At 38.0% G+C, this 13,899-nt stretch carries 13 protein-coding genes; 1 reads left to right on the top strand and 12 read right to left on the bottom strand.

Going from position 1 to position 13,899, the window contains the following annotated elements; genetic code table 11:
• Window positions 1-4 precede the first annotated feature (4 nt).
• The 10 genes from E0Y80_RS11120 to fucP form a co-directional block, all read right to left on the bottom strand.
• Window positions 5-1,768: an L-fucose isomerase gene (locus E0Y80_RS11120; protein ID WP_156307734.1), complete on the bottom strand. Its 1,764-nt coding sequence runs from the start codon at window positions 1,766-1,768 to the stop codon at window positions 5-7.
• Between the two features lie 11 nt (window positions 1,769-1,779).
• Complete coding sequence (locus E0Y80_RS11115) at window positions 1,780-3,024, bottom strand: DUF6786 family protein (RefSeq protein WP_156307733.1); 1,245 nt, start codon at window positions 3,022-3,024, stop codon at window positions 1,780-1,782.
• Window positions 3,025-3,029: 5 nt separating this feature from the next.
• Window positions 3,030-4,196, bottom strand: coding sequence for a glycoside hydrolase family 172 protein (locus tag E0Y80_RS11110; RefSeq protein WP_156307732.1), 1,167 nt, complete (start codon window positions 4,194-4,196; stop codon window positions 3,030-3,032).
• 402 nt (window positions 4,197-4,598) lie between these two features.
• On the bottom strand, window positions 4,599-5,387 hold the full coding sequence (locus E0Y80_RS11105; RefSeq protein WP_156307731.1) for an L-fucose dehydrogenase: 789 nt from the start codon (window positions 5,385-5,387) through the stop codon (window positions 4,599-4,601).
• Between the two features lie 5 nt (window positions 5,388-5,392).
• A complete protein-coding gene (locus E0Y80_RS11100; protein WP_156307730.1) occupies window positions 5,393-6,223 on the bottom strand; it encodes an amidohydrolase family protein in 831 nt (276 codons plus the stop codon).
• Between the two features lie 9 nt (window positions 6,224-6,232).
• Window positions 6,233-7,090, bottom strand: coding sequence for a fumarylacetoacetate hydrolase family protein (locus tag E0Y80_RS11095; protein WP_156307729.1), 858 nt, complete (start codon window positions 7,088-7,090; stop codon window positions 6,233-6,235).
• Between the two features lie 109 nt (window positions 7,091-7,199).
• Window positions 7,200-7,964 (bottom strand): SDR family NAD(P)-dependent oxidoreductase, encoded by a 765-nt coding sequence (locus tag E0Y80_RS11090; RefSeq protein ID WP_156307728.1) that lies wholly within the window; start codon window positions 7,962-7,964, stop codon window positions 7,200-7,202.
• A 35-nt stretch (window positions 7,965-7,999) separates the two neighbouring features.
• Window positions 8,000-9,664, bottom strand: coding sequence for a UxaA family hydrolase (locus E0Y80_RS11085; protein WP_156307727.1), 1,665 nt, complete (start codon window positions 9,662-9,664; stop codon window positions 8,000-8,002).
• Between the two features lie 6 nt (window positions 9,665-9,670).
• Window positions 9,671-9,985, bottom strand: coding sequence for an L-rhamnose mutarotase (locus E0Y80_RS11080; RefSeq protein WP_231596022.1), 315 nt, complete (start codon window positions 9,983-9,985; stop codon window positions 9,671-9,673).
• Between the two features lie 30 nt (window positions 9,986-10,015).
• Window positions 10,016-11,266: an L-fucose:H+ symporter permease gene (gene fucP, locus E0Y80_RS11075; RefSeq protein WP_156307725.1), complete on the bottom strand. Its 1,251-nt coding sequence runs from the start codon at window positions 11,264-11,266 to the stop codon at window positions 10,016-10,018.
• A gap of 133 nt (window positions 11,267-11,399) precedes the next feature.
• On the opposite strand from fucP, the gene E0Y80_RS11070 reads away from it, so the two are divergent.
• Window positions 11,400-12,251: a helix-turn-helix domain-containing protein gene (locus tag E0Y80_RS11070; protein ID WP_156307724.1), complete on the top strand. Its 852-nt coding sequence runs from the start codon at window positions 11,400-11,402 to the stop codon at window positions 12,249-12,251.
• On the opposite strand, the gene nhaA is transcribed toward E0Y80_RS11070, so the two are convergent.
• A complete protein-coding gene (nhaA, locus tag E0Y80_RS11065) occupies window positions 12,248-13,417 on the bottom strand; it encodes a Na+/H+ antiporter NhaA (protein WP_156307723.1) in 1,170 nt (389 codons plus the stop codon). The genes E0Y80_RS11070 and nhaA overlap by 4 nt on opposite strands.
• A 226-nt stretch (window positions 13,418-13,643) precedes the next feature.
• Window positions 13,644-13,769 (bottom strand): 30S ribosomal protein THX, encoded by a 126-nt coding sequence (locus E0Y80_RS11060; protein WP_156307722.1) that lies wholly within the window; start codon window positions 13,767-13,769, stop codon window positions 13,644-13,646.
• Window positions 13,770-13,899 lie beyond the last annotated feature (130 nt).

Raw genomic sequence — 13,899 nt, 5'->3', positions numbered from 1 at the left:
AAGCTTACTTATAAAGTGGTCCGAAAACTTCACATGCTCTGTAATCCGATCCTTCAGGATTCATCCCAAATGCTGCCCAAGTGGCCGGTCTGAATACTCGATCACTGGATACATTATGCATACAAACTGGAATACGCAGCATGGATGCCATGGTAATCAGGTCGTGGCCTATATGTCCATAGCTAATAGCACCATGGTTTGAACCCCAATTTGACATTACAGAATAGACATCCTTGAATGCCCCCTCACCTGTTAAAACCGGAACAAACCATGTAGTAGGCCATGTTTTATCAGTCCGATCATCTAATACCTTATGAACTTTCTCAGGAATATCAACTGTATAACCTTCAGCAATTTGAAGGACCGGACCTAAACCTTTTATCAAATTAATACGACACATCGTAACGGCCATCCCTCCCTTTGTTAAAAAGTTTGATGAATAGCCCCCTCCTCTGAAGTAATCCCTATTAGCCGGATACCAGGTCGTAGCTTTCAGACAAGCCTCCGATTCTTTTTTTGTTATCTCCCAAAATGGCTTCATAACCGGCTTCCCTTGATCCGATTGCTGCCCTGTGCCATCCAATGTCGCCGAACCTGAATTAATTAAATGAATAAAGCCATTCTTTGCCTCACCTGTCGGTTTCCACCCACTTACCCTTTTTACCGCTTCTGCTGACCAATATGTCCTCACATCAGCAAAAATCTGCGCAGTATTGGTCAAAAGATAATTGAAGGCCATGGAAATACCATTTAAGGAGTCGTTTTCAGTCGCTACCATGTAGGGTTTTCGTATACCATTCCAATCAAAGGATGAATTTAAAATAGCCTCTGAAAAATCACCATTCGGTAAAAAATCCGTCCACTGTCTTTGCCCCTGAAATCCAGAAATAAAGGCATGATGCCCCATAGCTTCTTCTGCAAACCCCATCTCTTTTAATTTCGGATTTCCAACCATAAGATCCCGAATAATAATCGTCATCTTTACAACGAACTCCCAGTCTTCATCCTTCTCTTTTCTACTCTTGATCTTATGCTCCTGATTATAATCTGCCCCTTCTTTACAATATTTTTTCGTCCATTTTAATGCCCTCTGAAACTCTTCTTCATCAAAAATCCCTAACTGAATTCTTCGAAGTACTTCTGATGAATCAACATATTCATTTCGCATACCCAAATATTCCTGGAAAAACTCAGCATTCACTATGGAACCTACAATCCCCATAGATACTGAACCTATTGCCAAATAACTCTTTCCATGAAGGATCGACACAGCCAAGCCTGCTCTCCCAAAGGACAGCAACTTATCCTTTACATCATTTGGTACTTGTGGATCGCCCATATCTTGAACATCATGCCCATATATACTAAAGACAGGCAGACCCTTTTGATTATGTGCCGCAACTGTTGCAGCTAAATAAACAGCTCCTGGCCTTTCAGTACCATTAAATCCCCAAATAGCTTTTGGTCTTTTAGTATCCATATCCATTGTTTCAGAACCATAACACCAGCATGGTGTCACCGATAACGAAACACCAACATTTTCCAAATCAAATTTCTCTTGGCAATCTGCCGCTTCTACAACCCCTCCAATACAACTGTCAGCTATTACACATTGAACAGAACTTCCATCTGGATACTTTAGTTCTGATTCATATAATCTGGCAACTGCCCTTGCCATATTCATGGTCGTGTCTTCCAATGATTCCCTGATGCCGCCCCAGCGGCCATCAATGATGGGTCTAATACCGATTTTTGGATATTTGCTCATGTTGATAGGTTTTAAAATGCGGATTGAATATCTTGAACTGTTATGTTAAATAACTTATTTAACAACAAGGATACCTGTTCTTTATCTCCAATGAAATGGTAAACTTGATGGGAATGCTCTAATTTCTCTGTAGGCTTCAAGAAGGCCGCTGGAGAAACACTCTCAATTTCATAAAATGGCCCCATCTGCCCTCCGTCGGTTAATGGCCCATCATTATAGGCATTGACCGCATCACCTGTAAAAGGATCCTTTTTAGTGGTCCATTCCTGATTCAGATAAGTCTTGCTGGAATCTACTTCGAATTTAGTCACTGTCAAAATTCCATTTGACAGATCATAACTTCCTGCTATCGTTTTTGCCCGAAATGGCGACAAACCAAGTTTTCCCCTTGACTTTCCGTCAGCTTTAAAATAAAGTACACCATCCTTCATACTAATGCGGCTTTTGTCGATCTCTCCAAAATAATCTGTGGTCGCTATTTTACCCTTTGCAGATTGATCATAGGGAACTAATATTACCGTGCTATCTGAGGGCATGAACATATCCAAACTCCATAAGCATGGAGCACCTGTTTCCTTTGTCCAAGCATCCTTTCCAATGTTTATAATGATGTTATTGGTGCTAAACCCGACAGTTTTTATGCTCTCGTTTAATTCTATGCCTAAATCCGATTCAATTTGACTGTTACTTAACATCTTAATATCTCGGTTCAGTTTTATGTGAAGCACCGTTCCTGCATAGTTTTTTAATTCTGTAATCTTTTCCATTTTGGCTGAACTACCATCCGCTGAAACCAGGTTCCAAGATTCGGTATCGATAGCCTCAGGCGTCTTCCAATTATCATAAACCATTTCCTTTCCATTTTCGAAATAGAGTGAAAAGGGGCCGCCTTCTGGTCCTAACCACAATCTATCCTCTCCTCCATAGGCATTCATATGTGGATCCGTAGGCGCATTAAATGCTTTGTAATTTACCCAACCAAAACTTTTGCCATCGGGGCCATCTGCAGTAGAGGTAAATACTTTACCCTGATATTTTGCTGAGACTAAAATTTGTCCCAAACCACTCTCATTACTCAGGATTAAAACACTATCGTACTTCTGAAGGAACTGTAGATCATAACCAAATTGTCCTTCCTTATAATTTGTATTCACTGTATCTTGGTTTGAGTTCCCCATTTTCTTGGATTCTTGACAGGATGTTACCAATAATGCTATTGAACCAACCATTAATCCATATGCTAATTGTCTTTTCATAAAATTTAGTTTACTTCTAAATCGTTCTTAGAGGGTAAATTTGGAAACTTATTATGTGGTTCTGCTTGATACCAATAGGCAACTGAAATCATATCTGATTTCTGAGGTAGATAACGACCTTCCGATCTCCAGCCTAAATCTTGAATGGTGACTTTCAAATCCCCCTCAAACCTTACTGGATCCATGATATGCCACCTGTACATTCCAAATCGAGCTTGTGACTCATAAACACCATCTGGTCTTAAGACTTGGTGTAATCCTGCATAAGGTGTGGAATATTCTTGATATTGTCTCGTTGCTTTATTCTCAAAATTATAAGAACCGCAAAAATAATCCTCAAGTCCAGTCCCAACAATCGTAGCATAATCCTTATCCCCATCCATAAAGAATTTAATCTCACCTTCTCCCCACCAACCAATGTTGTTTACACCGACAGCTAAATAGGTTCCTACATACTGCCCTTTTCCTTTAATTCCATCAATAATAGTATGTAATGACCCTTGGGTAGGATTTGATCTCCGATATTGTGCATGAAAATAGGCTTCATCCTCCGGAACATCCGTAACCGCGTAATCTATTTGATAATATAGATTCATTGGTTCTCCCGAAATATTTTCCATGGTGATTTTACAGCTTTTTCGAAATGGCATTTTCCAATAAGAATTAAATGCACTACCAGGATTTACTGTCATCGCTAATGAATTCATTGGGGCAAACCTATTCCAAGCCATTCCAAAAAATGGACCTACAGGTGATTCCACAGAGGCTGTCGATTCACCATCCCAATAAATCCTGAAAATCGTATGGTTCCAATTTCCTGTTGGAGTCATCCACATATGTTGAATTACACCGGATTCATTTATTTCTGCCATCGTGAAAGTCTCACCTGGAGCTATGATAATATATGGATTAACTTTCCAACCAACTCCTAATTCTCGTGAGGCATGATGAGCATTGGCAACATTCTTCTGCCCGGCCTGCTTTGCAGGATCTGCCATTCCTCCTTTACCCTTTTCTCCAGTAAAATTCTCCGGGCTAATGGATCTCGTCTTCGCATTTGAAAGCTTCGACAGGTTCCCCAAATTCATATCAATACCATTAAATTGAGGCTTCTGCTGGGCAATACTGCTGCTACAGAGCAATAGGGAGGCTAATAATAATTTTATTTTCATGATTTATTGATTAGTTGATTATTCAAAGAGTTTCTTTTCGAATTAAATATTCGTCAAAACCTATTTCTAACACGCAAATTAAATTTGCTTTAATCGATTAAGCTAATTGTTTTGAAACAATTACTGGTAAATTTCGATTTAAAAAAATTGCTCTGACTTTTAAGTTTATAATGACACAATTTTAATGCTTAATCGTTTAATATCAAAATTAATCAGTATTATTTTTAAGAAAATTATTGTAATTCAATCTAAAAAATGGGCAGACCGAGAAAATGAGGTTATTCACTAGCAAACAACGATCAACAAGATTATTTTTTGTTTTGTAACAAATCATGAATAAAAAAAAGCTGCTTAATTAAAAGCAGCTTTTTGAATTTACTAAAGGTTGATTACAAATAATTTCTAGTCATTAATTAAAGCTCGATCTAAATGAACATACCCCCCATCCACATGGATCAACTGACCGGTGGTGTGGCTTGATCGATCCGATAGTAAGAAAACTGCCATATTAGCAATCTCTTCTACCGATGTCATTCTATTTTCCAATGGAATTCTGCTGGTAATTTTCTTCAAAGTGTCTTCAGGGTTGGCAATAGTTTGAATCCAAGATTCATATTGCGGGGTCATGCTTTCGGCTACGACAATAGCATTAACTCGAATGCTGTATGGCAATAGCTCAACAGCCCATTCTCTCGTCAAAGCATTTCTTCCACCGTTCGATGCGGCATAACCTGATGTCCCACCCTGACCTGTTTCAGCTGTTTTAGAGGTAATATTCAATATGTTCCCCTTATTCTTTTTCAATTCCGGTAAACAATAATGTGCCATCAGGTAGTAATGGATCAAACTATTGTGTAAGGATTTAACAAAAGCATCGTAATTACCACTTTCCAAGCTAACCCCATCATTTAGACCAGCATTATTTACTAATGCGTCAATCCTTCCCAACTTTGCCAATACCTCATCTACCGCTTTTTTACAATCCTCAGGATTGGTTAATTCCGCTTGAACAGCAATGGATTTTAAACCCTTTGCGTTCAATTCTTCTTCCACAACCACATTGTCATGTTGTTTTCGACCGATAATTACCGGAATAGCTCCTTCTGTTGCTAGCAATTCCACAATACCTCTTCCTATACCCTTGGCACCACCAGTAACCAAAACAACTTTATCTTTTAAATTTAGATTCATAAAAACTATTTTAAGCCATAGAATTTCACGGCATTATTCCCCCAAAATCCTTTAAGTTCATCCTCATTAAAATCTCCTAAACGATGCTCTACGATCTTTAATGCATCTTCATAGCTCCCCGCCAATAAACAAACTGGCCAATCTGAACCAAACATCAATCTATCCTTACCAAAACAAGCTATAACATGATCTAGATACTCGGTAAAGTGATCCAGCTTCCAATGTTTCCAATCCGCTTCCGTTCCTAATCCAGAAATTTTACAATGTACATTGGAATAGGATGACAGATCCTCAATAAATTTTGCCCATTCAGAAAATTCCTGTGTTTTAATCGGCGGTTTTGCAATATGATCCAAAACAAAAGCTTGCTTCGGATTGGCTTCAACACATTTCAGCGTACTGGCATAATGTCTAGGACGGATTAATAAATCATAGGTATACTTATGCTTCGTTAAGGAAGCAATTCCCCTTAAAAATTCATCTCTATAAAGAAAATCAGGATCATCCTCTCCTTCAATTACATGTCTAAATCCTTTAATGACGGCATGCTTGGAATAATCGTCGAGATACTCATCAATATGTTCTGATCTTAAATCAACCCACCCTACTATTCCTTTTATCATAGCGTAGGCTTGAGATAGTTCAAGCAAAAACTGGGTTTCTTGGGGAGATTGGTCTGCTTGAACAGCAACAACTCCATCAAATCCCTGTTGTTTCAATGTCCATGAAATATCATTAGGTAAAAAATTACGCTGAATTGCCGACATTTCATCCGTAATCCAGGCATCTTTCACTGGATTATATAACCAAAAATGCTGATGAGTATCTATTCTCATAGTGAGTAATTATCCTTTTTTGAATGCAACAACCTCTTGGCGTTGCTCACCTAAATAATCTGCTCCCAACTCAATTACATCCCCCGCTTGCAGATAAATTGGAGGATTGAAGCCTAATCCAACTCCTGCAGGTGTTCCTGTAGAAATTACATCTCCAGGTAGTAATGTCATAAACTGAGAAACATAAGATACTACAAATGGAACATTGAAAATTAAATTGGAAGTATTCCCGTTTTGGTATTCTTTTCCATTAACTTTCAGCCAAAGTTTTACATTATTGATATCAGGTATTTCATCAGCTGTGGTCATGTATGGCCCCATCGGCGCGAAGGTATCACAACCCTTTCCCTTATCCCAGGTACCACCTCGCTCAATTTGGAACTCTCGCTCGGATACATCATTGTGCAAAACATACCCAGCAACATAATCCAAAGCATCAGATTCTTCTACATAACTTGCTTTTTTGCCAATAACAATGCAAAATTCTACCTCCCAATCGGTCTTTACCGAATTTCTTGGAATCATGACTTCATCATTCGGACCAATTAATGCTGTTGTAGATTTCATAAAAATTATGGGCTCAGCTGGAATCTGTGCTCCAGTTTCCGCAGCATGGTCTTTATAATTTAAACCAATACAAACAATCTTTGATGGTCTTGTAAATGGAGCTCCTAACCGTGTACCATTTGGCACTTCGATCAGTTTACCATCATTTGCCTTTACAAATTCCTCTAAACGCTCCAAGCCGTTATCAGCAAAAAACTCCTCATTATAGTCACCACCAAATGCTGAAACATCATAATTTGTCCCATCGATATTTACACCGATCTTCTCTTGCCCTGATTCTCCGTATCTAATTAATTTCATTTTATTTATTTTTTATGTCGAAAGACAAAAAAGTCTAATGTCTTATGTCTAACGTCTAATGTCTAATGTCTAATGTCTAATGTCTAATGTCTAACGTCTAACGTCTACCTCAATTATTCAACTTTACAAAACCTCCATCTATAGGATAGTCATTACCAGTAATAAAGCTAGCGTCATCTGAACAAAGGAATAATGCCAACTTAGCAATTTCTTCTGGTTGAGCCATACGACCGATAGGTTGTGAATGTGATAATTTATCAAACATTTCAGCCTCTTTTCCAGGATAGTTTTTAGCTATAAAACCATCGACGAAAGGCGTATGAACACGAGCAGGAGAAATTGAATTAGAACGAATATTATCCTTCATATAGTCTCTAGCAATTGACAAACTCATCGCGTAGATTGCACCCTTACTCATAGAATATGCAAAACGATCGGCGATACCAACTAATGTAGCGATAGATGCTAAATTTAAAATAGCACCACCAGCATTTGCTTTCATTACAGGAACGACCGCATATAAAGCGTTATAAGCGCCTTTCACGTTCACTTGATAGATTCTATCGAAATCCTCAGCAGAACAGCCTTCAAGGTTTCCTACATGAGCAATTCCAGCATTATTTACCAATATATCAACTTTCCCTATTTTCGAAACTGCCGACAGCACCTCATTCTGATTGCTTACATTCAAAGTATGCACTTCGCATTTTCCTCCCGCAGATTCTATTTCTCTCTTCGTATCCTCTCCTCCCGCAGGGTTCAAATCAAAAATATGAACAGTAGCACCTTCCTTAGCGAACAAGGTTGAAATTGCTCTTCCAATCCCACTTCCACCTCCAGTTACAATCGCTACTTTAGCATTTAATTTTGACATAATATAATGAATTTTAAATATTTAAAATATTTTTATTAAAGTGAAACTCCACGTCTCCATGGAATAAAATCATCCTGCCCTAATTTAACAGCCTTCGCAATGGTTTCCCCACTTGCCACCGAAATGACATAGTTCAAAATGCGATGGGCTGCCTGCTCAATCGTTTCCTCTCCATCGATAATCGTCCCACAATTTAAATCAATGGCATCATTCATCTTATTAAATACTTTCGTATTGGACGCTACTTTGATAACTGGTGCGATAGGATTTCCTGTCGGAGTACCCAATCCAGTAGTGAATAGCACAATGTTCGCCCCTGCCGCTACTTCTGCAGTGGTACTTTCAACATCATTGCCGGGTGTACACAATAGATTTAATCCAGGATCATTAGCCACTTCAGGGTAATCAACCACCGCTGCAACTGGAGAGGTACCTCCCTTTTTTGCAGCTCCAGCCGATTTAATCGCATCCGTGATCAAGCCGTCCCTAATATTCCCTGGTGATGGATTCATATAAAATCCAGACCCGTCTGCTTCTGCTTTCGCATTGTAGGTGCGCATAAGATGTATGAATTTCTCTGCTGTTGGCTCATCAACACAGCGATCGCTTAGTTCCTGCTCCACCCCACATAATTCTGGAAATTCTGATAATATAACAGAACCTCCCATACTAACCATCATGTCTGAAAGATAGCCTAAAGTAGGATTTGCGGATATTCCAGAAAATCCATCTGACCCACCACATTCCAAACCTATACATAGCTTATCCAGTCCTGCTTCTTGACGCTCCAGCTTATTCGCCTCTACCAATCCTGTAAAGGTCGATTTTATCGCTTTCTGCATCAATTCTTGCTCCGTACCTTCAAACTGCTGCTCAAATACAAATAATGGTTTATTGAAATGTGGATCACGCTTTGCAATTTCAGCTTTTAGGATCGATGCCTGGGCATGTTGACAGCCTAAACTTAAAACCGTCGCTCCTGCAACATTTGGGTGCGTAATGTAACCAGCCAATAAACCACAGAGTGCATCAGAATCCATTCTTGTTCCACCACAACCCATATCATGGTTTAAAAACTTGACTCCATCAACATTTGGAAATAATCTTTTCTTTCCTTTATCTGCCCGTGCTGAACTTAAGTCTACAGACATCAAATCATCGATACTAGCACCACTTTTGTATCTGTTAATCAGCTCATCAACCTCATCTGAATAATCTTTTGATTCAACTTGATAACCTAACTTTTCTTCTAATGCAGACTTCAGGGTAAGTACATTTCTATTCTCGCAGAACACTAATGGTATTACCAACCAATAGTTCGCTGTACCTACTGTTCCATTGCTACGGTGGAATCCTTTAAATGTTCGCTTATTAAATGCAGAAACATCCGGCTGAACCCAATCCAACTTACGATCCCCAAGTTTAAAATCCTCAGCAGCATGTCTAAGGTTGTCTACATCCAATAATTCTCCGCTATCTAAATCTTCGTTCACCTTGCCAACTAAAACACCGTACATGTAGATTTCCGCATCTTTCTGCAATGCATCTATGCTAAACTTATGCTTGGCATTAACCGCTCTTTTCAGAATGATCTCTTTCCCTTGAAAATTCAATTTATAGCCTGCTGGTAAATCCCGCAAGGCCACCAACACATTATCTTTGGGATGGATTTGTAAAAATTCCAGTCTCTCTTTTTCCATTTGATATTATAATTCAAATATTTGATCCATCATGACCCATTTTTCACCAGGTTTAGATCCTGGAATAGACTGCTGATACTTCCACATCAATTGTTCCCATACTTGAACTGCAGGGTTCTCAGCATCCATTTTATCTTTTCGTTCGAATGTAAAGCTTTCATCAACCTCCATTATCATAAATAACCGATTCCCAAATCGGTAAATATCCATTACCGTCACGCCTGCATCCGTTATCGACTTCTTAATTTCTGCTGACACACGCCTGTGATGATCTTCGTACTCTGCAATCATCGTAGGATCATCAACCAGATCCAGTGCCATAGCATATCTTTTAAAACTCATTTTCTAATTCTAGTGTCCTTGTTTAACAGTTATGTTGTTGCTCTTGTTTTTGCTCGCAAAAAGCAAAACAACTAAGAAACAAACTAATACAACAAAATAACCATATTGCATATTTCCTGTCAAGTCCGAAATGTAACCTAGAACCGGTGGCAATAAGGCTCCCCCAACAATTGACATAATTATCAAACTCGACGCTGGCTTAGTATCTGCCCCTATTCCCTCTACCCCAATGGCAAAAATTGTCGGAAACATAATAGACATAAAAAATGCTATGGCAACCATGCTGTACAAGGTTAGCGCCCCACTTCCAAAAATACAAACTAAGGTAAGCACAACCGATATTAATGAATAATAAAGCAACAGCTTGGTAGGCTCTATATAGCGCATAAAGAACGTCCCTACGAAACGTCCCAACATGAATAATAAACCGGCAACACCAGCATAATATTTAGCATCCTTCGCTTCAATACCAGAAACCTCAACTGCATATACAATTAAGAAGCTCAATACACAAACCTGCGCTCCTACGTAAAAAAACTGAGCTAAAACTGCCCAGGCAACATTTTTATGCCTGAATGCCTTTAAAAATCCAGAACCTTTCTCCTCCTCATCCTTTACTTCCGGTAATCTAATGAAATAGAAAATAACCGCAACCACTAAAATGATGACTCCTAGGATAACATATGGACCTTTAACAACCGCTGTTTCTGCTTGAATATAGGCTAACCTATCGGCATCTGATAGGGCCGCAACCTGATCTACGGATAATGGATCTTCAGTTAAAATAAACTTTCCTCCAACGATAGGCGCTACAAATGCTGCCAATCCATTGAACGATTGGGCAAAATTTAATCGTTGGGTAGCGGTATTTGGATCACCTAAAACCGTCATATATGGATTTGCCGCTGTTTCTAAAATCGTAATCCCACAGGCAACTATGAATAAGGCCGAAAGAAAGAATGCATAACTCATCGTATTTGCTGCTGGAACAAATAAGAAACATCCCGCCGCAAACAAAACCAATCCTACCAATATCCCAACCTTATAACCATATTTACTCATGATTAATCCCGCAGGAATCCCCATAACCAAATAGGCAATGAAAACAGCTGAATCCACAAGTGAGGCTTGAAAATGTGTCAAGCTAAAAGCACTCCGCAAATGCGCAATCAGAATGGGATCTAGATTATGGATAAAACCCCAGAAGAAAAAAAGGGATGTGATTAAAACGATAGCTACGGTGTTGCTCCTGTTATTCATTTGTTGGATTATAATTGAAAATCTAAATACGAGATATTTCCCAACAAATTATTGAACGATATTACCTATTTAATAAACTATTTTAACATCATTAACCTTAATTAGTCAATAATTATGAATAAATTCGATAACTATGATAATCAAGCAACTTGCCGTACCCATTTCTAGCAATCAGAGCTTCCAAATGCGAAGGGATTACTTCCCAAAACATCAGTCCATCTGGCTTTATCATGAAGAATTAGAATTGGTTTATGTTAAAAAAGGATCTGGAACATTGTTTATTGGTGATCGAATCATGAATTTTCATCCCGGAATATTAGTGTTAATTCCATCCCAAATACCTCATTATTGGCTGTTTGACGAAATTAATCAGAAAGATGAAATGGAAGACCCTATTGATTGTGTCGTCGTACATTTTAAAAAAGACTTCGGAATTGAAAACTTCTTGAATGCTCCTGAATTGTCAAATATAAAAGCATTATTGGAAAATTCTTTCCGAGGTCGATATCTCGATGATTACCTTGCAATACCAGCCCAAAACATTATAGAAGAGTGCCTCCATGCTCAGGGCTTGATGAAATTGTTTAAATTATTGGAAATACTTAGTTGCATACATGAGGCAAATGCTGAAGATTTAATTGGCGAAAACTACTCCATACTCAATCAATCAGAAGATCAATATAGAATGAACAATCTGATGAATTACCTGCGGGAAAACTACAAACATAAAATTATGCTTCAAGATCTAGCAAAAGTTGCAGGTATGACCGAAAACTCTTTCTGCCGATATTTTAAACAGAAAACGGGAAAAACTCCTGTACAATTTATTAATGAATTAAGAATTTCCCATGCCTGTTTCCAGTTAAAGAATAACAAAATGAGCTTGAAGGAAATCTGTTATGATTCTGGATTTAACAATTTTGTCAGCTTCCATAAATCCTTCAAAGCAACTACAGGAATGACTCCAAATCAATTTAGAAATTAATTGTATACTTTTTTGCTATTCAAGGCAAAATAACCAATGATCCCTGCTAACAGGGAAGTTATTAAGATAGAAAGTTTTGCTTCAGAAATATGAAGCGGATCTTTAAAGGAAAGAATCGCAATAAAAATAGACATGGTGAAACCAATCCCCGCAAGGAGCCCCACTCCGATTATATGCTTCCAATTACTTCCTTCGGGCAATGTGCTTAACTTTAATTTTGTACAAATAAATGAGGTTAATAGTATACCGATTGGCTTACCTAATAACAGACCAAGTGTGATTCCCAATCCTAAAGAAGAGGTTAATCCACCCATCATTTCACTTTCTAATGTAATATTGGTATTCGCAAATGCAAAAATTGGGATTATCAGGAAATTCACAGGTTTTGTCAAGGCATGCTCTAAGCGCTCCAATGGCGATTCAATTGCCGTATCATTAGTTGGAATAGTCATTGCGACCAATACACCTGCAATCGTTGCATGAATCCCAGAATGGTGGACAAAATACCAGATAAAAGCTCCTGGAATTAAATATAGATAGGGATTCAAAACATTGAACCGATTCATAAGTATTAATATGACCATTCCGGCTAATGCATAGAGCAAGTAGCTTACTTCAATACCGGATGAATAGAAAAATGCAATAACCAAAATGGCAATCAAATCATCGACAATTGCCAATGCGGCTAAAAAGATTTTTAAACTTGAAGGAATTCTATTTCCTAATAAATTGATTACGGCGAGCGCAAAGGCAATATCTGTTGCCATTGGTATCCCCCAGCCTCCAGCGGTTTCTTTTCCTGCATTAAAGGATAGATAGATGATTGCTGGCACCACAGCTCCACCTATTGCACATAGAATAGGCAATGAGGCTTTTTTGGGAGATGATAACTCGCCTTCTACAATTTCTCTTTTTATCTCTAATCCTACCAATAGGAAAAAAATGGCCATTAACCCATCATTGATCCATAACAAAACAGAATATTTAAGGTGAACAGAACCCGTTTCAAATCCTAAGGGAAGATCCAATAAATTCTGCAATGCACTTGCTAAAGGACTGTTTGCAATAATCATGGAGAGGATAACGCATAGAAATAGCATAATACCGCCAGCATTACTTGAAGCAAAAAAATCCTTAAAAACGTTTAAATTAATTAGTTTAGCCATAGATAAATATTGAATCAAACTTTAGATGAACTGCTAAAATATAGAATTCTTCTATAGGAGGATTGAATTATTGCATAGATAATCTCTATAAAAAACTGGGTTATAATAGAGATAATCGACTCAATTTTTCGGTAAAAATTAAATAAGTTTTATAGGCAGAAAGCTAAAAAGCACCTTAATCCGATTTAACGATGGTTCAAGGTGCTTTTACATTTCAGAATTTATACTATTTAGATTTCTTTTCTGAGTTTTTTACGTCAGATTTATGTTTCCAGGGATCTCGAGGTCTTTTCTTTCCATACGATCCCATAATGATTTTACCTTTTCTACTTTTTTTATCTCCTTTTCCCATAAGCTCTATGTAATTGTTAAATAAAAAATACGTTTCGGACTCTCAAGTTATTAAAAATCAATGGAATTACAAAATAAAAGAAGCCGTATCAAAATCATTTTTTTGATACGGCTTCTCAATACCCCAAGAA

The sequence above is a fragment of the Sphingobacterium endophyticum genome, from assembly GCF_009733535.1.
Classification (GTDB): Bacteria; Bacteroidota; Bacteroidia; order Sphingobacteriales; family Sphingobacteriaceae; genus Sphingobacterium; species Sphingobacterium endophyticum.
This window is presented reverse-complemented; position numbering and strand designations above follow the sequence as displayed.

Bases quoted from the DNA above. Each gene is read 5' to 3' on its own strand.
- E0Y80_RS11105 (WP_156307731.1), bottom strand. From the start codon at position 5,387: ATGAATCTAAATTTAAAAGATAAAGTTGTTTTGGTTACTGGTGGTGCC.
- E0Y80_RS11070 (WP_156307724.1), top strand. From the start codon at position 11,400: ATGATAATCAAGCAACTTGCCGTACCCATTTCTAGCAATCAGAGCTTC.
- fucP (WP_156307725.1), bottom strand. From the start codon at position 11,266: ATGAATAACAGGAGCAACACCGTAGCTATCGTTTTAATCACATCCCTT.
- E0Y80_RS11090 (WP_156307728.1), bottom strand. From the start codon at position 7,964: ATGTCAAAATTAAATGCTAAAGTAGCGATTGTAACTGGAGGTGGAAGT.
- E0Y80_RS11115 (WP_156307733.1), bottom strand. From the start codon at position 3,024: ATGAAAAGACAATTAGCATATGGATTAATGGTTGGTTCAATAGCATTA.
- E0Y80_RS11120 (WP_156307734.1), bottom strand. From the start codon at position 1,768: ATGAGCAAATATCCAAAAATCGGTATTAGACCCATCATTGATGGCCGC.
- E0Y80_RS11095 (WP_156307729.1), bottom strand. From the start codon at position 7,090: ATGAAATTAATTAGATACGGAGAATCAGGGCAAGAGAAGATCGGTGTA.
- E0Y80_RS11110 (WP_156307732.1), bottom strand. From the start codon at position 4,196: ATGAAAATAAAATTATTATTAGCCTCCCTATTGCTCTGTAGCAGCAGT.
- E0Y80_RS11060 (WP_156307722.1), bottom strand. From the start codon at position 13,769: ATGGGAAAAGGAGATAAAAAAAGTAGAAAAGGTAAAATCATTATGGGA.
- E0Y80_RS11080 (WP_231596022.1), bottom strand. From the start codon at position 9,985: ATGGCACTGGATCTGGTTGATGATCCTACGATGATTGCAGAGTACGAA.
- E0Y80_RS11085 (WP_156307727.1), bottom strand. From the start codon at position 9,664: ATGGAAAAAGAGAGACTGGAATTTTTACAAATCCATCCCAAAGATAAT.
- E0Y80_RS11100 (WP_156307730.1), bottom strand. From the start codon at position 6,223: ATGAGAATAGATACTCATCAGCATTTTTGGTTATATAATCCAGTGAAA.
- nhaA (WP_156307723.1), bottom strand. From the start codon at position 13,417: ATGGCTAAACTAATTAATTTAAACGTTTTTAAGGATTTTTTTGCTTCA.